Source organism: Bradyrhizobium diazoefficiens (genome assembly GCF_016616235.1).
GTDB classification, from domain to species: domain Bacteria; phylum Pseudomonadota; class Alphaproteobacteria; order Rhizobiales; family Xanthobacteraceae; genus Bradyrhizobium; species Bradyrhizobium diazoefficiens_H.
The window spans coordinates 1,907,365-1,931,345 of the sequence record NZ_CP067100.1 but is presented as its reverse complement, the minus strand read 5'-3'; the positions used below and the strand labels follow the sequence as shown (position 1 = coordinate 1,931,345).

15 protein-coding genes are annotated in these 23,981 nt (G+C 60.0%); 8 read left to right on the top strand and 7 right to left on the bottom strand.

The window, feature by feature from the left end:
• Positions 1-162: 162 nt before the first annotated feature.
• The 5 genes from JJB99_RS09135 to JJB99_RS09115 all read right to left on the bottom strand — a co-directional run bounded on the left by JJB99_RS09135 (position 163) and on the right by JJB99_RS09115 (position 8,414).
• Positions 163-1,521, bottom strand: coding sequence for an HlyD family type I secretion periplasmic adaptor subunit (locus JJB99_RS09135; RefSeq protein ID WP_200498447.1), 1,359 nt, complete (start codon positions 1,519-1,521; stop codon positions 163-165).
• 18 nt (positions 1,522-1,539) lie between these two features.
• Positions 1,540-3,366, bottom strand: a complete 1,827-nt coding sequence (locus JJB99_RS09130; RefSeq protein ID WP_200498446.1) for a type I secretion system permease/ATPase — start codon at positions 3,364-3,366, stop codon at positions 1,540-1,542.
• A 12-nt stretch (positions 3,367-3,378) separates the two neighbouring features.
• Positions 3,379-6,501: a hypothetical protein gene (locus JJB99_RS09125; RefSeq protein WP_200498445.1), complete on the bottom strand. Its 3,123-nt coding sequence runs from the start codon at positions 6,499-6,501 to the stop codon at positions 3,379-3,381.
• A gap of 651 nt (positions 6,502-7,152) precedes the next feature.
• A complete protein-coding gene (locus JJB99_RS09120) occupies positions 7,153-7,650 on the bottom strand; it encodes a hypothetical protein (protein WP_200498444.1) in 498 nt (165 codons plus the stop codon).
• Between the two features lie 116 nt (positions 7,651-7,766).
• A complete protein-coding gene (locus JJB99_RS09115; protein ID WP_246775183.1) occupies positions 7,767-8,414 on the bottom strand; it encodes a sigma-70 family RNA polymerase sigma factor in 648 nt (215 codons plus the stop codon).
• A 513-nt stretch (positions 8,415-8,927) separates the two neighbouring features.
• On the opposite strand from JJB99_RS09115, the gene JJB99_RS09110 reads away from it, so the two are divergent.
• From JJB99_RS09110 to JJB99_RS09095, 4 genes are all read left to right on the top strand, one after another.
• On the top strand, positions 8,928-9,086 hold the full coding sequence (locus tag JJB99_RS09110; protein WP_200498443.1) for a hypothetical protein: 159 nt from the start codon (positions 8,928-8,930) through the stop codon (positions 9,084-9,086).
• Between the two features lie 716 nt (positions 9,087-9,802).
• Positions 9,803-10,000 carry a hypothetical protein gene (locus JJB99_RS09105; protein ID WP_200498442.1) on the top strand — a complete coding sequence of 66 codons (198 nt, stop codon included), beginning with the start codon at positions 9,803-9,805 and terminating at the stop codon, positions 9,998-10,000.
• A gap of 150 nt (positions 10,001-10,150) precedes the next feature.
• Entirely contained in the window at positions 10,151-11,401 is a 1,251-nt protein-coding gene (locus tag JJB99_RS09100) for an HlyD family efflux transporter periplasmic adaptor subunit (protein ID WP_200498441.1), read from the top strand.
• 4 nt (positions 11,402-11,405) lie between these two features.
• Positions 11,406-13,859 (top strand): peptidase domain-containing ABC transporter, encoded by a 2,454-nt coding sequence (locus JJB99_RS09095; protein WP_200498440.1) that lies wholly within the window; start codon positions 11,406-11,408, stop codon positions 13,857-13,859.
• 388 nt (positions 13,860-14,247) lie between these two features.
• Here JJB99_RS09095 and JJB99_RS09090 read toward each other — a convergent pair whose 3' ends face one another.
• Positions 14,248-14,481, bottom strand: coding sequence for a hypothetical protein (locus JJB99_RS09090; protein WP_246775182.1), 234 nt, complete (start codon positions 14,479-14,481; stop codon positions 14,248-14,250).
• Between the two features lie 396 nt (positions 14,482-14,877).
• Here JJB99_RS09090 and JJB99_RS36755 point away from each other — a divergent pair, with 396 nt between their 5' ends.
• The 3 genes from JJB99_RS36755 to JJB99_RS09080 all read left to right on the top strand — a co-directional run bounded on the left by JJB99_RS36755 (position 14,878) and on the right by JJB99_RS09080 (position 18,286).
• Positions 14,878-15,465 carry a septal ring lytic transglycosylase RlpA family protein gene (locus JJB99_RS36755; protein ID WP_349629010.1) on the top strand — a complete coding sequence of 196 codons (588 nt, stop codon included), beginning with the start codon at positions 14,878-14,880 and terminating at the stop codon, positions 15,463-15,465.
• A 711-nt stretch (positions 15,466-16,176) separates the two neighbouring features.
• Positions 16,177-16,362, top strand: a complete 186-nt coding sequence (locus JJB99_RS36920) for an alpha/beta fold hydrolase (protein ID WP_433995753.1) — start codon at positions 16,177-16,179, stop codon at positions 16,360-16,362.
• Between the two features lie 1,165 nt (positions 16,363-17,527).
• Positions 17,528-18,286: a hypothetical protein gene (locus JJB99_RS09080; protein WP_200498439.1), complete on the top strand. Its 759-nt coding sequence runs from the start codon at positions 17,528-17,530 to the stop codon at positions 18,284-18,286.
• Positions 18,287-18,996: 710 nt separating this feature from the next.
• On the opposite strand, the gene JJB99_RS09075 is transcribed toward JJB99_RS09080, so the two are convergent.
• Positions 18,997-19,302, bottom strand: coding sequence for a hypothetical protein (locus tag JJB99_RS09075; RefSeq protein ID WP_200498438.1), 306 nt, complete (start codon positions 19,300-19,302; stop codon positions 18,997-18,999).
• 979 nt (positions 19,303-20,281) lie between these two features.
• On the opposite strand from JJB99_RS09075, the gene JJB99_RS09070 reads away from it, so the two are divergent.
• On the top strand, positions 20,282-23,659 hold the full coding sequence (locus tag JJB99_RS09070) for an AAA family ATPase (RefSeq protein WP_200498437.1): 3,378 nt from the start codon (positions 20,282-20,284) through the stop codon (positions 23,657-23,659).
• Positions 23,660-23,981 lie beyond the last annotated feature (322 nt).

Below are 23,981 nucleotides of genomic sequence, written 5' to 3'. Positions count from 1 at the left end.
GCGCAAGCATGATCATGAGGTGCAGCTTTATGCTTTCGACCGGGACAACCCGTGCCCTATGTGGAAATGCAAGGTTGCGCATTCGCACCAATCGCTCGCACACCCTCTCCCGCTGGGGGTACTCGTGAGAGCTCAGCATTGGCGACCAGATTTCTGGTCCATTCAGGTTTCGCGGAAAGCGCGGGAGAAGCTGTCGAGGACGGGCTTCATGATGTACTCGAAAAACGTGCGTTCTCCGGTCTTGATGTAAACGTCGGCGGGCATCCCGGGCGTCGGAATGAAATCTGGCATGCGCCTGAGAATATCATCCTGGTCCAGGCGCACCCGAACGACATAGAATTCCCGACGCGTGTTACCACCGGGACGTGTTTCGGCCTTCTCCTGCTCCGACAACGTGTCCGCTGACACATAGGTGACGCTCGCCCCGACCATGGGCGTGATGCGCTGGTTGAGCGCCGACAGCCGCACCAACGCCTCCTGGCCTATACTCACGTGCGAAATGTCCTTGGGATTCACATGTGCCTCGATGATGCGCTCTTCGCCTACCGGTAGGAGCTCAAGGATCACGGCGCCAGGAGCCACAACGCCGCCTGGCGTATGGAAGTTCTTCTTCACCACGACGCCACGGACCGGGGAACGGACCTCGACCCGATCGACCACATCCCGGGCGGCGCGAATCTGCTCCTCGACATCGTCCAGATCCGCCTCGGTCTCGCGCAGCTCCTTGATCGCATCCCGGAACGCCGCCGCGTGGAGCTGGGCTATTCTTTCGTTCGCCTGAGCGATCCGCTCCTTCGAATCGGCAATGCGGCCGAGATACTCGCCGAGCTCTCCCCCAAGACTCGCCTCGGAGCGTCGCAGCGCGAGCACATCCGACTTGCGGACCAACTGCTGGCCAAGAAGCGAATTCTTGTCCTTGAGCTCTTCGGCGAACAGCGCAATGCGCTCCTGGGTGGACTGCACCTGGGCCTGATATCCGCGAATGCTTTCCTCCAGCCCGGCAATCTGCTTCAAGAGTACGCTTTCCTCGGACACGAGACTAGCGCGGCGTGCCCGCAGCTCGGCACGTTGCCGCTCAAGAATCGCTTTGATTTCCGGATCACGTTCGCTTTCGCTGAAGGCGGCCGGAGTTTCGATTGTCTCTGAAGCGCTCATTTCGGCTTGGAGGCGGGCCTTCATGGCGAGCAACCGATACTTCTTTAACTCCAGACGCCTCAGCTTGGAATTGGCAGCGGTATCGTCCATGCGAACCAGGACCTGGTTCGCCTCGACGACATCACCGTCCTTGACCGCAATCTCGCGGATGATGCCGCCCTCGAAGTGCTGCACCAGCTTGTTCTGTCCGGTAGCCACGAACGTGCCGGAGGCCACGACCGCACTGTTCAGTGGCGCGACGCCGGCCCAAACACCGAAGAAACCAAGCCAAACGACCAGAATGGCGAGGCCGGTGAAGATGGGCCATTTGGCACTCAGCGGAACGCCGCGATACCACTCGCCGGTGCTGTCCTTCTCAGCTCTCATGCTGTCCTCCCGAGTTGGTCACCTCCCCGGGCCCGAGGATTCGATGCGTTGCGGTTGCTCCGGCTTGTCGCCGGCGGCTCCGCCGGGCGACCGAACCAGGCGATGCAGCACGTCGCTCGGAGATCCGAATGCTTCCGCCCGTCCGGCCCGCAGAATGAGAACTTTGTCCACGCTGTTCAGCAAGGCCGGGCGCAGGGTTACGACTACTGCAGTGACCCCCCGCTTCTTGGCGCGCTGCAGCGTCTCGGTCAGAGCCTGCTCGCCCGCCGCGTCAAGATTCGAGTTGGGCTCATCGAGCACGACAAGAGACGGATTACCGAAGAAGGCCCGGGCGAGCGCGATGCGCTGCTTCTGGCCTCCGGAGAGCGGTCCGCCGCCGCGGTCGAGCACGGTCTCGTATCCTTGCGAGAGCTGACAGACCATGTCGTGGATGCCCGAGAAGATCGCCGCCTCATAGATGCTCGCATCGGGCAAGTCGTCCCGCATGCGGCAGATGTTCTGCTTGATAGTCCCGGGAAATAATTCGACCTCTTGGGGCAGGTAGCCTGTGTACTCCCCAAATTGGCGGCGATCCCAGTTGCGCAGCTCCGTTCCGTCCAGCCTGACCTTGCCAGCCGTCGGCACCAGACAGCCCACCAGAATGCGCGCGAGCGTCGACTTGCCTGATCCGGACGGTCCGACAATGGCCAGAGACTCTCCGGGCGCGAGCTCGAGCGACACACTATTGAGCACCGGCTCCTTCGAACCGGGCGGCAGGTACAAGACCCGATCCACCGTCAGTCGTCCCTGCGGTTTGGGTAGGCGCAGCTTCGGCGTCTCGCGCTGGAACGACTCGACCGCCTGCTTGACGAGCGCATAAGCCGATCTCGCCTGAACGCAGCTGCGCCATCCCTCGATCAAGCCCTCAAGCGGCTGCAGGGCGCGACCGGCAATGATGGAGGCCGCGATCATCATGCCGCCGGTGATCTCGGCGTGGAGGGCCAGATAGGCGCCCGTGCCAAGGATCGTGATCTGGGTCACGAGCCGGACGAACTTCGACGCACCGCTGATCCAGAAATTCCGGTCGAGGGCCTGGCTCTGCACCGTCAGAGCCGGCGCCTGCCGGCGACCCCAGTGGAGAATGCTCTCGCTCAGCATTCCCATCGCATTGATCACCTGTGAATTTCGCGCCAGTGACTCGGCCGCCGCGTCGGCTTCGGCGGCATGCAGGCCCGCTTGGCCCAGACGCTCCGAGGTCGCTCTCTGGTTGACCAATGCAATCACGGCCAAGGCCAAACCCGCCGCGACAGCGATGAAGCCGAGATCTCGGTGAACAAGGAATATGACTCCGAAGTAGAGGGGCGAGAGCGGCGCGTCCATCACCAGAAGCATGACGGGACTCGAAAGGAAGCCGCGCACCTGGTGAAGGCTGCGGATCGCGTGGATAGACCCGCCCTCGCCGGCCCTCGCGTTGTTGATGCTGCTCGCCAGCACTGCGCCGCCGAGCAAGGCCTCCATCTTGGTTGCAAGGCGCCCCAGCACCTGCCGACGCAATATGTCGACGATCGAGAGAATGCCGATGAATGCGAGCGCGAGAGCCGAGAGCATCAGCAGTGTCTCGAAGCTGCGGCTCGTCAGCACGCGGTCGGATATCTGGAACAGGTAGATCGGCAGCGTGAGCATCAGCAGATTCACGACGACCGAAAATGCCGCGACCGCGATCAGGTTCGCGCGCGCGACCGAACGCCAAGCCGCCAGCGGGTTGACAGGTCCAACATGATCGAGAGCCTCGCCGCCGAGTGCAACGCGAAGTCTATCCGGGGAATGGTCGCGCGGCGGATTGCCCAGTGTCTCGACAGCCGCCATGTTCGGCCCCCGCTATAGGATGGCATGGTGATCGGTTGGAAGAGTCGTATCCATGATGTCGGGAGGCGGCGGCGCCTGTGATTGGACATCCGCAACCCCCGGCACCGAAGTCTCGTGATCCGATGTGGCGTCGGCCGGAGACCCGGCATGCTGCGGGGCAATGGTGCCGTCGCTACTCAGCGCGACGCCGTAGTCGGTATATTGTGTGCCGGTGTGCAGAGCATCCGTTGGAGGCGGTGGCGCGTCTTTCAAGGCGATCACGTCGCTTGCGGAGGCGGTCGGGTCGACGGCCGCCACGGCTTTCGATGTGTCCGCTGCGCCGTCGGCTGGGGCAGCCGTCGCGGATCCAGAAGTCGCGGTCGGTGCGTCAGGCGCTGTGGCGAGCGCGAGAAGGGTGTCGGCTGGTCCGGGGGCTTGACCGCTGTCAGTGTCGGCCGGATGTGACGGGTCGCCGGTTGAATTGCTCGAGGAGGTAGCGCTCGTGGTGAGCACTGGCTCGGCCGCATCAACAGCCGGCGACGCGTTCGGAAGAGCATCGCTGGCCACGTTTGCAGTGTCGGCCGGATGTGACCCGTCCCCGGCTGAATTGCTGGAGGAGGTAGCGCTCGTGGTGAGCACTGGCTCGGCCGTATCAACGGCCGGCGACGCGTTCGGAAGAGCATCGCTGGCCACGTTTGCAGTGTCGGCCGGATGTGACCCGTCGCCGGCTGAATTGCTCGAGGAGGTAGCGCTCGTGGTGAGCACTGGCTCGGCCGTATCAACGGCCGGCGACGCGTTCGGAAGAGCATCGCTGGCCACGTTTCCAGTGTCGGCCGGATGTGACCCGTCGCCGGCTGAATTGCTCGAGGAGGTAGCGCTCGTGGTGAGCACTGGCTCGGCCGCATCAACGGTCGGCGACGCGTTCGGAAGAGCATCGCTGGCCACATTTCCGGTGTCGGCCGGATGTGACCCGTCGCCGGCTGAATTGCTCGAGGAGGTAGCGCTCGTGGTGAGCACTGGCTCGGCCGCATCAACGGCCGGCGACGCGTTCGGAAGAGCATCGCTGGCCACATTTCCGGTGTCGACTGGATGTGACCCGTCGCTGGCCGGATGGCTCACAGCGGCCGTTGCCGCGGTGAGCACCGGCTCGGCCGTGTCAACGGCCGGCGCCGCACTCGCAAGCCCGTCGCTCGCCACGTTTCCGATGTCGGCCGGATGTGCCCCGTCGCCAGTTGAATTGCTCGAGGAGGTAGCGCTCGTGGTGAGCACTGGCTCGGCCGTATCAACGGCCGGCAACGCCTTCGGAAGAGCATCGCTGGCCACGTTTGCAGTGTCGGCCGGATGTGACCCGTCGCTGGTCGGATGGCTCACAGCGGCCGTTGCCGCGGTGAGCACCGGCTCGGCCGTGTCAACGGCCGGCCCCGCACTCGGAAGAGTGTCGCTCGCCACGTTTCCGATGTCGGCCGGATGTGACCCGTCGCTGGTCGGATGGCTCACAGCGGCCGTTGCCGCGGTGAGCACCGGCTCGGCCGCGTCAGCGGCCGGCCCCGCACTCGGAAGAGTGTCGCTCGCCACGTTTTCGGTGTCGGCCGGATGTGACCCGTCGCTGGTCGGATGGCTCACAGCGGCCGTTGCCGCCGTGAGCACCGGCTCGGCCGCGCCAACGGCCCGCACCGCACTCGCAAGAGTGTCGCTGGCCACATTGCGTGGTTGCGCAATGTCACCGCTCCCAGTGCTGCCAGTGGCGGGCCCGACCGTGCTCGCTAGATCATGGCTCAGCATGCCGATGCTGTCGGTCGCGGTCGTGAGCATTGGTGGCACGGCCGCCTCGACCGGTGCGATCGCGCTGGCCACCTCATGGCTCAGCGTGCTCACGGTATCCGTCGCCGCCGGGAGCACCGGCGGCACCGCCGCCTCGACCGGCGCGATCGTGCTCGCTATGTCGTGACCCAGCGTGCTCACGGTATCCGTCACCGTCGTGAGCACCGGCGGCACGGTCGCCTCGACCGGCGCAATCGCGCTCGCTACGTCGTGGCTCAGCGTGCTCACGGTATCCGTCGCCGCCGGGAGCACCGGCGGCACCGCCGCCTCGACCGGCGCGATCGTGCTGGCTACGTCGTGGCTCAGCGTGCTCACGGTATCGGTCGCGGTCGTGAGCACCGGCGACACCGCCGTCTCGACCGGCGCGACCGTGCTCGCCACGTCGTGGCTCAGCGTGCTCACGGTATCGCTCGCCGTCGTGAGCACCGGCGGCACCGCCGCCTCGACCGGCGCGATCGTGCTCGCTACGTCGTGGCTCAGCGTGCTCACGGTATCGGTCGCCGTCGTGAGCACCGGTGGCACCGCCGTCTCGACCGGCGCGATCGTGCTCGCTACGTCGTGGCTCAGCGTGCTCACGGTATCGGTCGCGGTCGTGAGCACCGGCGGCACCGCCGTCTCGACCGGCGCGATCGTGCTCGCTACGTCGTGGCTCAGCGTGCTCACGATATCGGTCGCCGTCGTGAGCACCGGCGGCACCGCCGTCTCGACCGGCGCGACCGTGCTCGCTACGTCGTGGCTCAGCGTGCTCACGGTCGCGGTCGTGAGCACCGGCGACACCGCCGTCTCGACCCGCGCGACCGTGCTCGCTACATCATGGCCCAGCGTTCCGATGGTGTCAGTCGCGGTCGTGAGCACCGGCGGCACCGCCGCCTCGACCGGCGCGATCGTGCTCGCTACGTCGTGGCTCAGCGTGCTCACGGTATCGGTCGCCGTCGTGAGCACCGGCGGCACCGCCGTCTCGACCGGCGCGACCGTGCTCGCTACGTCGTGGCTCAGCGTGCTCACGCGGCTCAGCGTGCTCACGGTCGCGGTCGTGAGCACCGGCGACACCGCCGTCTCGACCCGCGCGACCGTGCTCGCTACATCATGGCCCAGCGTTCCGATGGTGTCAGTCGCGGTCGTGAGCACCGGCGGCACCGCCGCCTCGACCGGCGCGATCGTGCTCGCTACGTCGTGGCTCAGCGTGCTCACGGTATCGGTCGCCGTCGTGAGCACCGGCGGCACCGCCGTCTCGACCGGCGCGACCGTGCTCGCTACGTCATTGCCAGGACTTCCGATCGTTCCAAGCAGGGGGGAGGAGCCGACGACCGACGGGCTGAACGAGTCGCCAAGCACATTAGACTGAACGGTTTCGAGCGTTGACCCACCCAGCAGTTGACTGCTTCCGAGGTGGGAAGCCGCTGACAGCGAGTTGGCGGATTCATCGTCAATTGAGGTGTGAGCGTCATGATGGCGGAAATCGGCATCATCGCCGCCTCCGTCGCCTCTATCCTCTGCGCCGACGACAGCTTCGCTGCGGGCGGTGCTCGGCTTGGGCACGTCTTCATGCGGCTGCGTCAGAAGCCGGGTCGGATCGAACTGGGCCGCATGCGCCTCCCCCGACGAGGCGGTTGGCCTCTTGGCTGTCACAGCCTCTGCGTCCGCTCTAGAGGGATCAATTGCCGGCGACTGGTCATACGTCGCCTGCGGAGCGGCGCCTGCCTGCGCGGCTTTCGCGTCTTCCTGTTCGGCTGCTTCGAATTTGAACGTTGCAGCAAGAGATTCTTCGTTGGCGATCAACGGGGCAATGGCAACGAAGAACGGCCAGGTCAAGAAACTGAAAGAACCGGTTCGCTTTTCCACACGTTGCGCCCCAGCTTCGAAGATCTTCCGCTCTTGTTCGAACAGTTCGCGTTTTTCTACTTCGTTCATGACCGCCGCCTTTCATCTCGTTCCACTCAACAACTCTCACCTGGCAGCATTCACCGGGCGAACCCTTTCGGCGCATCAGGCGTCCGTGTCGTGCGAGGTGTCCGCCGGCCCCTCGAAATGCCCTACGTCGAAGTGGTCCGCCGGGCCCATCTGGCCGATCGCGTATTCGAGCGCATCGTCGGACGACATCGAAGCGAGCGCGCACTGGATGTCACCCGAATGATCTGGACCGTGCGAGCCGAAATCGTCCCGTGAGAAATCGCCCTGTGAGAAGTCGAACTTGGCCAGCGCTTCACCCGGGTTATGATAGCTGTCGCCCCTGCCGTCTTTCGAGGCGTCGTCCTCGCCCTGCTTCGTACAGTCGTACTTTGAATAATCGTACTTTCCGCTAAGCCTGGAATAGTCGTTCTTGTCCCCGTCTTTCGAGTAGTCGCCGCGCCCTCTGTCGTCGTCATCCCACTTGGAGTGCCTGCTGTGGTCGGGCTCGGTTGGCTCGGATGCCTCGCGCTGGCCGCCGAGTCCTGGAATCTTCATTAGCTCGAGAATGCTCGCAACGCTGCTCAGGATAGACATGGTTTCGCTCCCGGCTTTCGATTTGCGGCGGGCGCATGCCGCCGATCACCCCGCCGTCACTCCTACTGTCGCCGACGCACGCCGATGGATGCAGCGGCGAAAAATAACTTTACGCCTCATTCGAGTTGCCGACGCATGGCCACGAGCTCTCTGCGGATCCACGCCTTGACGGTTCCGACCGGAACCCGGAGGTATTCGGCGATCTCCTCGTGCGTGTGGCCGTCGACGATCGCCAGAAGCAGGCTCGCGCGGCGCTTTGGCTCAAGTTGATCGAGCATGGTGCGGAGGGTCATGCTGTCCGGGATGCCGGACTCGGGGTTCGGAACAGACTGTTCCCGCGCAGAGATGGCGTTCAGAGTGTCGTCCTGGAGCGTGACTTCGCGCTTGGCGTTCGCCTGCATCTTGAACGCCGTGTTACGGACGATCGCGTAGATCCAGCCCCGGGCCGATCCGCGTGCAGGATCGAAGTTTTTGGCATATCGGAGAATCTGCGCGAATGCATCGTGGATGACGTCCTCCGCCCGCGACCCGTCGTGGAGGATGCGGTGCGCCATCGCGCGCAACTGCGCCTTCTCCCGGACGTAGATCTCGCCGACGGCCGACTGTGATCCGGATGCGCACTCGAGCAGCGCCGTCTCATAGTTGAGAGTCGTCTTGCAATCAAAATTTATCTCATCCTGCGCTGTGTCGCAGTGAGACTCTGCTTTTGTAAGACTGGCGCCTTGATGGGGCATGGTCGCAGCGACCTGTGGCAACGCGGCCACTCTTATCCTCTGCAGGAACAAATTATCCCGCGCAGGGCATATCAGTGACCCACATTTAACCAGTGACACAAATTCAAATAATTAAATAATTTAAATAAAAACGAAAAATGCGAGCGCGAGTGGTGAAGCAAGCCAGCACAATCGAGTTCGTTCCCAAACCTGTCGAAAAAATTTTCCGATCTCCGCCATCACGAATTATGTAGCTGGTCAACTCAGCAAGGGCAGCACCGATAGACGATCCGGCCAGCAGATTTCGCATCGGGAAATTGACGGCCCGTTGCCCCGCATGCGCTCGCGGCGAGCTTGATTGCGACCTCCTGGAGGTCGAGCGGTATCAATGACCGGCGCCGTCATTCCTGATCGGCACAATTCGAGCGACGCTGCATCCAGATTGCCGGCTTCCGAATAGAGAGGGATGGCGGCTGTTACTTACGACGCCATCAACACACAAGGAGAGTAACATGCAGGAACAGCCCGTCGGCAGCGCGCTTCGCCTTCTTGAGGGTTGAGCAAATGGACCTGCACGAAGATACCATCGATGAACTGAGCGGCGACGGTACGATCATTATCGGCGGAGAGGAAGCGGGCGCTGTCTACTATTGGCTCACGATTGTGCCGATAGCAGGACCTGTCGTCGCAGAGGGCTCCATCATTGGCCCGAGCAGTTCATGAGGAAGATCATGAAGGCCACTGGTCCGAAGTTGGTGCTGCAGGATGGCTACGTCGTATCGCTCCAATTCGAAGGCGGCGCTACGGGCGTTCGATGGGTGAAAGCTCTCGCGGACCGTGGTCCGACACAACAATACACGGCTCGGAGCGACGCCCTCCGAGTCCTGAGTTGAGTGTTGGAGCGCCGAGCCTGGGTCCGCTCCGAAGCCGAACGGATTGGTGGATAGTACAGGCAAACCATCGGCAATGTTGGACATTCCAATGATTGGTGTCTTCCCAATGACTGGTCTCTTCGCATGCTTCAACGGCGGGCAAAGACTCCAAGTCAGCAATGCGCCCATTAGAACGAGCTAGATACGCATGATTAACCCAGCTTGAGCTCGTAGCTGGTCAACTGGGCAATGGCAGCACCGATCGACGACCGGCCGACCGTTTTCGAAACGGGAATTCGGCATCAGCTGCAAAACGAGATGCTGATTGGGATCCTGCGCGGTGGCGCCATGCCACCCACTTGATCGACAAGAATAGAATAAGGCGTGACTTGCTCGGGATCTTTTCGCGATGAAGCGTGGATGAAGCGTGCTCGAATGAATGGTAAGCGTCATCCCATGCCTCACAGAAATTTCCGCGACAGTGCATCCAGATTTGCGGCTGCCGACTATTCGTAGCGTGGCAGCACTTATAGCAACATCGCGCCACTTACATCCAAGGAGAGCAACATGATGGAAGAATTTGCGACCCCTGTCGAACTAACCGATGAGGAACTCGACCTCGTAGCAGCCGGTAGCGGCAGCTGCGGATGCAGCGGCGGCGACCGCAATGGCAACGGCTCGATCAACGTTCTCAGCTTCGATACCGTGCAGGTGAACGTTGCTGGGCTTGCGGGCATCCAATCGAACAGTTCCGATAACGCCTAATGCAATGAATGTTGGCGCGAGAGCCGCTTCTCGATAGCGGGAAGCGGTTCTCCACCGCATTGTGCGGTATCCATCCGGACGTGCTGCGGCGGAACAATATTTACGCGCAGCCCCATAAATTGACGAATGAGAGCCTAGCAAGGTGCGTCGATGGAGACTCGGCCAGCTCTATTTCGCCACGAAGCAATCGACTTTCTGCATCAGCGTCACAGCTGGGGCGAGGTCGTATCGCTGCAGCCGATATCGAGCACGATCCTCAGCTGGTCTCTCGCGATGCTTGTTACAATCATCTTATGTTTTCTCACCATCGCTCAATACGCGCGCAAGGAAACCGTAACCGGCTATCTAACGCCGACCTTCGGCACGGCCAAGATTTTCGTGCCACAACAGGGTTTCATCAAGGAGCTACACGTCAAGGAGGGGCAGGAGGTTGCCGAGGGCGACCCGCTCCTGACCGTGGTCACTGCCCAAATCAGCGCCAACGGCGATGACGTCAATGCCGCAGTCCTCGCAGCGCTGACGCAACAACGCGATGTCATCGAGCGACAGATCGCTGCCGAAGAGCGCCGGACCGCCTCGGAGCACGATCGCCTCGCGTCCACGATCAAAGGGATTGAGGCAGAGACTGCTCAGCTCGAGGACCAGAGAGAGATCCAGAGCGATCGGCTGAAGCTCTCCGAGAGTTTCGTATCGTCGGGCGCCAAGTTGACCGCGAGCGGGGCCTTGCCGACCATCGAGCTGAAGCGACGCGAGCAGGCCGCGCTGGAGCAAAAGCAGAACGTGGCGTCCCTTGATCAGCAGATCACCGCACGACGCACTCAATTGGCCGACGCCCGGCATACACTCGAGCAACTTCCGATCGTGGCGGGAGATAGGATTCGCGTGCTGCGCAATGATCTTTCCTGGATCGAACAGCGCGTTGCCGAGGTGAATGGACGGCGAGCGTATATTATCAAAGCGCCGACCAGCGGGCGCGTGTCGACGGTACAGGCGACCGTCGGCCAGATCGCCGATCCAAAGTATATGCAGCTGGAAATCGTTCCGCTCGATGCGACCTTGCAGGCTGAGCTGTTCTTTCCGACGCGCGCGTTCGGTTTCGTGCGCCCCGGCCAGCAGGTCAGGATGCTCTACGATGCGTTTCCCTATCAGAAATTCGGCACCTACCGCGGCAGCGTGACAAAGGTCTCTCACACGATCCTGACCGGCAACGACAGTACCGGGCCGATTACCCTCAAGGAGCCGGCTTACCGCGTGACTGCGGCTCTCGCGAGGCCCGACATCGATGCCTATGGTCTCAAGATTCCGCTTCAGCCAGGCATGCTGCTTAAGGCCGATGTCGTTCTTGAGCAGCGCTCGCTAATGCGGTGGCTGCTTGATCCGATATTTAGCGCAAGGATGTAGCCGCATGCAGGGGTTATTGAATTTCACTGGGCGCGCCTTCCTCCCGCTCGTTAGGCAGACAGAAGCGGCGGAATGCGGGCTGGCATGCCTTGCCATGGTGGCGTCCTATCACGGCTATCGAACCGACATGAATAGCCTGCGGCGTCGATACCCAGTATCCCTGAAAGGTGTCACTCTCCGCGACCTCATGGAGATAGCGGCTCACCTGGGCCTCGCATGCCGGCCGCTGCGAATTGAGCTTGGCCATCTCAGGCAATTGCGCCTCCCGGCTATCCTGCACTGGGACATGGCTCATTTCGTTGTCCTGAAAGCGTACAAGAAAAATGGGATCGTGGTGCACGATCCGGCGGCTGGCGAGAAATGGTTTCCCATTAGCGAAGCATCGAGACATCTCACCGGAGTCGTGCTCGAGCTCTCACCCACCGAAGGGTTCTGCCGCACAGACGAAAGAGTGCGATTACCGTTCTCGGTATTCTTTAGCGGAATGAGCGGAAACGTTCATATCTTAATGCAAATATTAGTCCTGTCAGTGGTCACCGAGATTCTTATTCTCGCCGCCCCTTTCTACATGCAGCTCACAGTCGACGAGGTGATCGCCAGAGGGGACGTCGATCTCCTGCTCGTACTCGGACTTGGATTCGCGCTCCTCCTCCTGACCAAAGTCGCGTCGACCGCGACCCGCTCGTTCATTATTCTTATTCTGCAGAACACGTTGAGCTTTCAGATCGGCGCCCGGCTGTTTCATCATCTGGTGCGTTTGCCACTCTCCTTTTTCGAAAAGCGGCATATCGGCGACATCGTGTCGCGCTTCGGCTCGATCGAGCCCATCCGCAACATGCTCGCGGAGGGACTGATCACGGGCTTGATCGACGGTCTCATGTCGGCGTTGATGCTGGCGTTGATGTTCACCTACAGCATACAACTCGGATTTGTCGTCCTGTTCGCATTCGCGCTGTACGCCGCCTTGCGGCTCGCGCTCTTCAGGATGTTCCGGCGACGGAACGAAGCGGCCATCCACAGTAAGGCAGACGAAAACTCCACCTTCATCGAGACCGTGCGAGCGGTGCAGAGCCTGAAGCTGCTCAACCGAGAGAACGAGCGGGAGAGCCAGTGGCTCAACCGTTATGCCGACTATGTAAATGCCAACGTGCGATTAGGCCGGGCGAAGATCAGCTTCAAAGCGATGAACGACACGATTTTCGGCTTGGAAAACGTAGTCACAATCTACCTTGCCGCTCGCCTCGCCCTAGACAATCTCATGACGGTTGGCATGATCTTCGCGTTCGTCAGCTACAAGCTGCAGTTCGCGGAACGGACGGCGCTGCTCATCGAGAAGCTGGTAGACCTGCGCATTCTTGGACTGCACCTGGAGCGCCTCGCCGATATTGCACTCACCCCACTGGAGCGGGGACACGACCAGGACCTATCGTATGTGCGACCGATCCAAGGCGCGATTGAGTTGCGCAACGTGTGCTTCCGCTATGCAGAAGCAGAGCCTCTGATTCTCGAGAACATCAACCTGCGCGTTGCTCCGGGCCAATTCGTGACGCTCATGGGACCCTCCGGCTGCGGCAAGACAACTCTTGTCAAGATTATGCTTGGGCTGCTCGAGCCAACGAGCGGCGAGGTCCTGATCGACGGCCTTCCGCTAGGCCAGATCGGATCGCGCGTTTACCGCGAACAAATCGGCGCGGTGATGCAGGAGGATCAATTGCTGTCAGGATCGATTGCCGACAATATCTGCTTTTTTGAGACTACATTCGACCAGCACTGGATGATCGAGTGTGCGCGGATTGCCGGCATCCACGACGACATCATGGCAATGCCGATGAGCTACAACAGTCTCATCGGTGACATGGGAAGCTCGCTTTCCAGCGGGCAGAAACAGCGGGTACTGCTCGCCCGCGCGCTCTATCGCCGACCAAAGATCCTGTTCCTGGACGAGGGCACGGCACATCTTGACACCGAAAAGGAAAAAGAAATCAATGCGAATCTGCGACATCTAAATATGACTCGCGTGAGCATAGCGCACCGCCCCGAAATCACGCACGGCGCGGATATGATCATCCATCTTGCCAGGGCGGGCAGGCCGCTTCAGGTCGGAGACATAAGCCGCAGACCGGCAGTGGCGCCTACGCAGGATGCTGGTTTCACTGGGCTTGCCGCCGAAAGTGTAGAATCGGCCGACTCCGCAGAGGGCCGCGACGACTGCTCCGATAACATCCGCAAGGGCGACCATCCGAAGTGCGCCGGGAACGACGATTGCTCGAAGGACGGCAAGAGGGATAAGCCCGATGGCGGCTGTAATGATGCCACGAACTACAGTTGCCCGCGGCACAAGGACTACTGCCAGCCGCAGAAGGACTACTGCGCCTCCAACCCGTCCGACACCCGTGGCAACGCGGGTGAAGCGCTGGCCAACTTCGACTTCTCATCCCTCGGGCGAGGCCGCCAATGAGCCGGCCATTGCCGCCACTGCTCGCGATCCGGTCACTTGGACCAGCTCGGGCTCAGCCGAACGATCCGCGTTAATCTACGCGCGCGCGTTGGCTGTCTAACTGTTCCTCGACGGTGGTCGGGTTTCTTCCAATCCCGCTTGGTAGTTACCCGCGAACCTCTCGATATTGTCGGCCCACATCCGCAGCATCGAGACCTGAAAGTGCATAATTGGCTTTAGGGTTACATGCCGACTGCTGTTGCTGCGGTGATGCGCCTTTATCGGTCGCGCGCGAACCGGCTTGCGTTGGAGGTATTGCCTGCCATGCTGTTCTCTTCGTCTCTCATATTATGGCCGAAAGCCAAGTGTCAGTTGTGCACTATTTGATTCTAAACCTTCGGCCAAGATTTCATCTGCCGCGAGTCTCGACTCGGTCGTCATGCAATTCGTCCAGCTTTTTCAAGTAGGCGACTGCCGCTATTTGCAAACTACCGAAATCATATTCGCCGGCATTACGAAGATTGGTGACGTAGCGATGAAGGGCGGAACGCCTCTCCTCATTTTCGTTGATACCGCTGTGGAGCAGCAAGTAGTTTCGCCAAGCGAACGCGCACGCGCCTTCTATGATGGCCTGCGAAGGCATGGGCACCTCCCAAAGCCAGAGAAACACTCACCTTACGTTTCGTTCCGTGAACTTCTTAGATGTCACGCTGTTCCGTAGGTGCGCCGCCAGGCGCTAAAGTTTCTTTAGCTGCATGAAATCGGCGTCGGTAAGACCGCAGCCGATCCATCCGACGGTGAAGGTGACATAATCTCTTTGCATCTAAAAAACGTGATTCAACGCGGGACCCGCGTGTCCATTTTTGTCCGGGTCCGGTGTTGGTGCTGGCGCCGCTAGACACTTAGCTCCAGGACTTCTGGCCAGTCAACGTGATGCGCCGCAACGGATAAATGCTTGCTGCACTGCGCCCACACGCCTCGGTGCATCAAATTTCGGAAAAATCGGTATGCTGTCACCTCCCGACATTTGGATCCCTGCATGTGCAGGAACACAACTCATAAGTTCGCATTGTTTTTCGAGTTCGATTTTTCAGTGAGGCCGATCATGCGTTTGCTTGCTAGAATGATCGCGATTGCAACAGTCCCGGTGTGGATGGCGAGTCATGCGAACCCTGCGGTAGCGCAGTCCTTCGACGACAGGTGGTCCATCATTCCAAAGGCTCACGCAGAGCCCGCTCCTGAGGGACCTGACCAGACAAAGAACGATGAGCCACAAGCGCAACCTCCGATCGGAAACAAATCGGCACGAGATTCGACAGCTGGCCCAGGGACCCGCTCTTTCAATCGAATTTTTTCCGGAAGAGCCTCGTTCTACTCATACCAGAAAGGAAAAACAGCCAGCGGTTCTCCGTTCAATCGGGATTCGCTGACAGCAGCGCATCGCAGCTTACCGTTCGGCACAAGAGTTCGCGTCACTGATGCTACGAGCAGCAAGTCGGTGGTGGTTCGTATCACCGACCGCGGACCAAGGGTTCGCGGCCGTGTCCTCGACCTTTCACTTGGCGCCGCGCGCAGCTTGGGCATTACGGACCGTGGCGTGGTTCAGGTTCATGCTGAAGTGCTTTAGCGACCTATGCCACTTGGTCCATTGCCTTGCGGGAAAGCGCGGGCGTAGAGCGTTTCTGCCGGTCGTGGTCACCAGAGATTGTGCAAGCGCGTAGACATGCCGAGCTGAACAGCGTTCCCGCCGCAACAACGTCCGCTGTTTGAGTTGCAGTGGACACGCCCGGCGCTTGCCTCGACCGCCGCTTCTGACCCGAAAGCAGACGAAGGCTTGGGAAGGTACCCGACAGCCGAGCCCGTCGAGCTGGGCCACTCGCGAGGCCACATCCGCCACTGGACCGAGCACCAGGCCAGCCGGTACTCGGCAACAACAAGCTGCCGCATACCCCGCCTGGCCGATGAGTGGATTGGGCAGGCTGTTCCGTCGGCGTGTTGTTATGACGATTTCTGAACGTCGGAAACGGATTGAGGATGTTTCGGCAAGAGGACGAGCTTTATGTCGAAGCCTATGGTATCGCTGGGATGGTACTACTTCCGGACCGCTCGATTGGACGTGTGGGTTGATGTCAGGTCCAGCTATACCGGTCCTGGGCGACTTGGTCAGTTACACTGTCGCGCCTGTCATTTCCTGGGCCGTCTTGCCGGGAGCCCTCCGTAAAATCTTCGCGCCCGTTCGGTCCCGCAGACGTTCAAGAATGAATTTCCAGCATCTCTAGTTCTCAGGCCCAGACAGTTGAGGGCGGCTGCGGAGGAGAGTGCACTCCTCGTTCCAACTATGGGCAACCCACTGCAAATATTCCATGGAGCAGAGGACCAGGTGATCGAACCCAAGCAAGCGCGAGATTTACATCAGGCGCTACCTCGGTCCGATCTTCACCTGATTCCGAATGCCGGGCATATGGTCACGCACGCAGATCCCGCCGCCATCGCGCAGGCTGTCAATTCAGTATCAAATGCTTAACGCCGAGGGTCATTGGATGATCCGAAACCAGTTGCCTGACGATGAACCGCTTAGTTAGGACGCATCTCGCGCAGGTTGTCTCCTCCTTCTCAACCTCTTTTCGGTTACGCCTACGGCGTCGAGATCAATCCACGAGCTGTTGCAACTATCCAGCGGTTGCCCCAACGCACGATAGAATCGATTCGCCCGATGCCGGGAATCACGTCCCCCCGTGCTGCCATTCGAATCCCATCGGGCCCTTCGAGCACCGCCGTTCCGCCGCGAACGTCAAGGACTGCCCACCCCCCAATAGTTGTTGGTCTTGTCTCCGGGACCGACAGGAGCGGCCCCGCAGGCTCGAGCGAGCCGGTCACAGACATGTCCGCCTGCAAAACTGAAGAAGCTGGGTTCGAAGCTTGCGCCGATTGCGCGCCACCCGACGCTTTGGCGAGAGGCTTCGGAGCAAGGCTCGCGCTGATTGCGGAGGGCTGAACTAAACCGGGCGGTGTTCGCGAGCTTGCTCCTAATGCCATCTTACGGCTGCTTTCGGCCTTACCGCCGGACTTTGTGTCCGGCACGCGGCGCGAAGCCGGTTCTATCCGAGCATTTGGATTGAGAGCCGAGATGGTTGCAGGAGCATACCAGGCACCAGCCCATCCCACTCCAAAACCTCCAGCCAATGCAACCGCGAGGAGCCAAATAGTGGATTTTGGATGACCGGTTGGCGCCAATAGCGCCATGACCTCATCTCGAGTGGAGGACGAGAAGTCCGATCGGCCGAGCGTGACGGGCCACGTCGCGACCTCGCCACTACCCTGATCCGCGACCGTCTCGATTATTTCCAAGGTATTGGCATGGTGCAATTGCATGCTCGGGCCCCTTGTGGTCCCCAATGATCATGCCGGGAACTAAACCGACCCTTAACAACCGATGTACCTAAGCACGATTAAGACAGCGGTGGATCGCAGAAAACCAAGGAGTGATGTCCGGCGGCCGCCGCGACTCGACCCACATGACGGTGGGGCTGTGTTTTGCAACCTTGAGCGGCTAGACCGGATTTGCATTCGGACCCGGGGCTCACGTCGGGAGCACAATGAATCCATGGCGCCGCCAGATTTGAGCCGCATGGCCGCCTATGTCAGTACGAAGGGTCATGCCGGGCGGGGCGCAACACCGGGAGTTTTCGATGTCCGGTTATTTGCGAATGTGCTTCGTCAGTTTGGTTCTTGTTGAAACTCTTTCGACGGGGGCTGCATCTTCCAATCCTCTTGCGGATATCTTCAATACTGCTGCACCCCAACCTACGGTGACCTCTCCGCCGCAAGGGGAATGCTTGGGACGCCCCGGCAACTCGACCCCCGATAGCCAGCATTGGGTCTACCGAATGGACGGGCACCGCAAATGCTGGTTCCTTACCGAGGGTGTGGCGAAGGTGAAGAAGACGGTTCGTCGGCGCGTGGCGCAAAATAACACCGCCAGTTTGGACGAGAACGGGACCACGCGGCCCAGGCAGAGCGGGGTCGTTGATGCGCGCGCGGAGTTGCTGCGCTCCGGACCGGCCGAGCCGTCTCAGCCGCCTTACCCCGAAGTCAAGGTAGCTGATGCTGCCTCCGATCTCGATACGGGCACCACTCTAATGTCGGCGGCCCTCATCGCTGAGCACGGCCGCCGGCCCACGCACTCCGTGCCGAGCCAAGTCGATGTTGAGCGACTTCTCGCGGCCGCGCCGGCCAATGATGCGGTGACTTCGACCGAACCTCCGACTACGCCGATGTCCGAACGTCCGACTATGCCGATCGACGCGCTCGTGCTCACTGCAGAGGCACGTAACGAAGCGCCGAGCCGAACGGCAACTTGGCTCGGCGGACTACTGATGATGCTGGGGATGCTCTCCATCTTAAGCTCGAGCCGCTCGCTTCGGCACGCGGTGAGATTGCGCCACTGAAGCGCACTACTCTGACTAGGTTTACCTGACGCGTCGGTCGCTCGGTCGATGAGGTCTAGCTGGTATAGCCGAATTGACACACGTACAAAGGTTCCGCGCACATTCATTGAAGTTTGGCGCGGCCTTAGACGGACATTCGAGTACGGTGACGGTCCACCTTTGGGATGGGACTGCATCATGCGGTACAAAGTGTTCGTGGTGGACAGCAGGCGGCATGTGATTTGCGCCGCAAAGCTCGACTGCATTGACGAGCAGGCGGCGAGACGTCGAGCCGAACAAATGTGTTGCGAGCACGACGTTGAGCTTTGGGAAGGTGATTGCCTCATTGCTGTATTTGGAGGTGCAAGTGCGAACGAACAATCGAGGCGACCACTCCGTCCTAAATAAATGGCCCGTCTTACCGCCGGCTTAGTTCGAATATTAGCCATGCCGGGCTAACAAGTTGCCAACATCTCCCATCGAAACTCAATGAGCTAAAGCCGCAGTCGCCAGATGCTCCCAGTACTCTGCCTGCGAGCAGCCAGCTCCTGTCAGGGTTCGCGCGGCAGTCCATCGGCAAAACAATGCCCTGCGCGAAAGCGGCGGGCAGCTTCCAATCCAACCTCCCATATTTTCTCAAACATATTTTCCATTTTCGTGATGGTTGTTGCGCGAGAACCCAACCATATTGGCGATCAGCCCGGCGCAAAGGCCCGGCTTGTTCGTTGCGCTCAGTGCTGCTTCCCGTTCAATTCTCTCAGTAAGGCATGTAGGAAGTCGCTGGCATGATCGTATTCGACGCGGCCATCGGCAACCGCGCGAGCGCGCGGACATAGGACATTGCCAACCGTGTCGGGATCGAGCGTGTCGACGCGCTCAGACCACAGCTCGAGTAGACCATCAGGTATGTCGTCGCTGGATCTGAACAGCTTCGTGAGACAATGCTCGCCGTCGTGCCTCTGATCGTGGTGCGCTTTGGCAGCATAAAAGGCGAACAGACCGCGGAATGCTTCGCGGGAAACAGCGATCCTGGCCATTATTTCCCCCAAATCACTGAAGTGTCGCTACATTCTTACAATCTAAGAAAGTAACCTAAAATAACACAAGGCCCGACCGGGAAAAATAGGAAAGTGCGTCAGCAAAGTTGCCGCAAGGTTGGTAGCCCGCCATTGCGTAGACGGAAATCGGAGTTCGGAGACCACACTTCCCTTGACTTCTCTTGGGCTGGAACCGCGCTTGCCCAAGACAACAGCTCCGTCACATGCCCCGGTGATAGCGGGCTCCAGGGGAGTGGGTGAGCTCTGAAGCGAGAGACCACTGGTGCAAGCTGGTGCTGGTATGGCTCGATACGTGCCCCTTACGGTACACGACTCGGCCTTCGAAAATCCCGCGTCCGCTTCCCGCTGCGGCAGCGCCCCTCGCGCAGCATGAGCGAAGTTAGCGATTGGGCCGCGTCGTGATCAATTGTGCGGACTACCGCTGTACCATAGCGTAGCGGGAAGCGCCGATCGCTGGGCGGCCACGCTGCGGAGGCTATCGGACGTTGAGCCGCGCTTCATCTGCAGCTGATTGCCGAGTTGGCTGCCATTCAGATCGACGAGAATGCGGTAGCGATTCATTCAAATCAGCGTGCACTGCCTGACTTGGCCAATGAGTTGAACCACGGCAACTCAGAGGAAACTGCATCCGCGGCTTGATCAAATCGAGAAAGGTGTGTCTGTGTCGGTTCGCGCTTCGAACGGAATATTCTGAGACCAATATAGCAAACCGTCTTCGTGGTGATCAAAGAATCGCAACTGACCCCGCCAGTCTCTCGGGCAGAAGACACTCACCCCGTTCACAGGTATTTAGACGCGGCGAATTGCGAGGCTGTTCACATGTCCAGCTCCGACGGCATGCTACCGTGGGGCGCGGTATGAGCATTGAATCAGTTTTTTAATGAAGTAGGATTGAGCTGCCCGAACTAAGATCAGGTTCTGAGATGCTGAATCATCTGCTATGCACAAGGATCCTGGCATGGAAATCAGGACGTGGCTGAGAGGGCTGGGCCTGGGACGGCATGAGTCCCTGTTCATCGCGAACGCCATAGATTGCGATGTGCTGCCGCAATTGACGGAACTCGACTTCGAAAAGATCGGTATCCCGCTCGGCGATCGGAAGCGTCTCATGAGCGGGATAAATGCGCTTCCTCCCCGCTCTCCCTCACCTGTCGGGAACGCTGCAGTTGCGCCCTTTGCGGAACGGCGCCATCTCACGGTGATGATCTGTGATTTAGTCGATTCGACCGCCTTGGCGGCCCGGCTTGACCCGGAAGATATGAGCGCCGTTATCGATGCCTATCACGCCGCTTGTGCTCGGATAACGCGCTCCTATGACGGCTTTCTCGCGGACTTTCGTGGAGACGGCATACTTGCGTATTTCGGCTATCCCATTGCGCACGAGGACGATCCTGAACGAACAGTTAGAGCGGCACTAGACATCATTGCTGCTGTCGCACGGCTTGAAACGCGCGCAGGAGAACCTCTCGCCGTTCGCATCGGCATCGCTACCGGAATGGTGGTCGTGGGCGACCTCGGCGGCGAAGGCAAACTTCGTGAGCATTCCGTAGTTGGAGGCGCTCCTAATGTCGCGGCTCGCGTGCAAGCCTTGGTCGGGCCGAATACGGTGGTCGTCGCCGAGTCTACGCGCCGTCTTCTTGCCGATATCTTCGATCTTCGCGATTTGGGCCCCCACCAGCTCAAAGGCATCAGCGCGCCCGTGAGCGCGTGGGTCGTTCAGGGCCTCTCGGCCTCCAAGAGCCGATTTGAGGCGGTGCGTCCGGCAGAGCTCAGCTCTCTCATCGGCCGCGACTCCGAGTTGAAGTTCCTGTTGGAACGTCAGGATTTGGCTCGGGCCGGCGAAGGCCAGATTGTCCTTATCTCTGGTGAACCGGGTATTGGCAAATCGCGGCTTGCAACGGCTCTAACGGAACGTGCGGGCAACCATCAATCAGACGCGCAATTTCGCTATCAGTGTTCGCCTTATCACGCCAATAGTGCACTTCATCCCGTGGTCGAGCAGTTGGAGAGGAGCGCGGGGATTAAGGCGGAGGATACGGCCGAGAAGCGGCTTGATAAGCTGGAGGCGCTGCTCGCTTTGAGAGGGCCGGAAGTTGAGGCCGTGGCACCACTTTTTGCTGCATTGCTATCGATCCCATTCGCATGCCGTTATCCGGAACTGAAGCTAAGTCCCGCTCAGCAGCGTCGACGCACGCTTGCCGCGCTGCTCGATCATTTCGAGAGCCGATCGCGCAAACAGCCGATCCTCTTGCTCTTCGAAGATGTTCACTGGGCCGACGACACTACTCTCGAACTGCTCGACCTCATCGTCGAGCGAGCCCGTCTGCTGCCTATGCTTGTACTGGTTACCTTTCGACCAGAGTTTGAGCCTGCTTGGACGGGTCTTGCAAATGTTGGAAGCCTGACGTTAGGACGGCTCAATCCCGACGATGTTAAAGGCGTGGCCACCCAGGTGGCCAATGGCCGCGCGCTTCCGACAGACGTGATGAAACAGATCATAACCAAGACGGATGGGAATCCGCTTTTCGTGGAGGAACTCACAAAGGCCGTCCTCGAAGCAGGAATTCTGGTCGAAGATCAAAATGGCTATCAACTCGGAAGTCCGTTACCGCCTTTCGCGATCCCAGAAACCCTGCACGATTCCCTCATGGCGCGGCTCGACCGCCTGCACTCAGTAAAGGAGATCGCCCAAATTGGCGCCACCATCGGCCGTGAATTTTCCTATTGCTTGATACGAGCTGTGGTCGCTCGCGAGGAAACACGTTTGCAGCAGTCCCTCTCTGAACTCGAACAGGCCGGACTCATTTTCCGGCAAGGTGATTTGCCGGAAGCGGTGTACACGTTCAAGCACGCGTTGGTGCGAGATGCGGCTTATCAAAGTTTACTGAAAACACGACGGCGGCAACTCCATGCTCAAATAGCGCGCGCCCTGGAGGAAGAATTCCAGACAGCCGCTGTGAACGATCCGGAAATCCTTGCGCATCATTTCACCGAATCCGGCCTGCTTGAACAGGCTACTGACTATTGGCTCAAGGCCGGAAAGCGTGCGCTCGGTCGGTCCTCCAATGCCGAAGCCGTAAAACATCTGGCGCGAGGGCTGGAGCTGATCCAACAGCTGCGGAGCTCGCCACAACGCGATCGCAAAGAACTGGATTTCCATCTGGCTCTTGGGCCTGCAGTCGCCGCGACCGACGGCGACGCCGCGCCCGAAACGTTGCGGGTCTTCTCGCGAGCTCGCGCGCTGCTTGGCGAAAGCGCGAGCCTCGAAGAACGAATGACGATCCTATGGGGCAACTACCTAGCTCACTTCATGCGCGCGGAGTATGGGACAGCGCTCGAGGATGCCCGCCAATGCCTTGCGTTGGCCGCAGAGTATGATCATCCTGGCGTTTCCGTCTTAGCCACGCGCTTCATCGGACAGACGCTGCATTGCACAGGCGTGTTCGCCGACGCGCGCAACCACCTGGAGCGAGCGCTCTCGTTGTGCTCGACCAATCCCGTCACAATATCGACCTATCGCCGCTTTGGAGTCGACGACGCGGTGAACAGTCTAGCGTGGCTCTCGTCGACGCAATTAGTGCTTGGTTATCCCGAACAATCCGCAAGGATCCTCGAGCAGACCGAAATTCTTGCTCGAACGAGGCAACAAAGCTTCACAACCGCCCTTGCTCTGGGGAACATAGTCATTTTGGGAATAATCGGAGGCGACGCACAGCGTGCCCTGGCACACGCCGACGAGGCAATATCACTCAGCGTTGAGCATGAATTCGCGGCGATCGAACGAAGAGCGCGTTTTTTCCGTGGAGCACTATTAGCCCAAGCAGGAGAACTTCAAGCCGGGATCGACCTGATGCGCAGCGCCTTGGCGGCAACTTACCGCAATTCTGAACGAGGCCGCCGCAGTCTCTACCTGGGCCATCTCGCCCTTGCCCATGCCAAACTCGGAGAGCCGGAAGTTGGCCTTCGTCTGCTGGAGGAAGGCGTTCAGATGGTGCAGGCAACAGGTGAGAGGTTCTTTGAAGCCGAGTTGTACCGTATCCGGGGCACCATCAATCTAGGACTCGGCAGGAGTGACCAAGCAGAGGCCGATCTGCAGCGGTCCGTGGCGGTTGCACAGCAACAACAAGCCCGCTGGTGGGAGTTGCGTGCCTCCATTTGTCTCGCTCGGCATTGGATCAACGAAGGCAGATACTTCGAAGCTAGGTCCCTGGTAAACCCCGTATACACGTGGTTCACCGAAGGTCGGGATACGCCAGATCTGGAAGACGCCAGGACCCTCGTAGAGGAGTTGAGCTCAATTCCGGGATTGAAAGAGGCAGACCACGGTAACTGCTAGCCAACGCCGCTCAACATTCGCTCGTGCCGGCGATTTGGCAGCGTCAACGCCTACCCCTCCCCGTCTTTCGCTTTCGAGTCGTGCCACCGGATCGCTCGAGCTTACTTAGGGCAATCTCGACATCTCTTATTGCCTTCTTGAGCTGCTTCTCGCGGTTCCCAAGAATGCTCTTAAGCTCTTTTCGTTGTTCAGGCGTCAATGTGGTAAAATCGATCACCTTCGTAAATGCGATGAAGGCCATTACTTACCTCCCGATGGGTGGTCGTCAGGCGCTGATCACTAGGTGCAAGGCAAAGAAATGCAATATTTTCTGCTATCATTG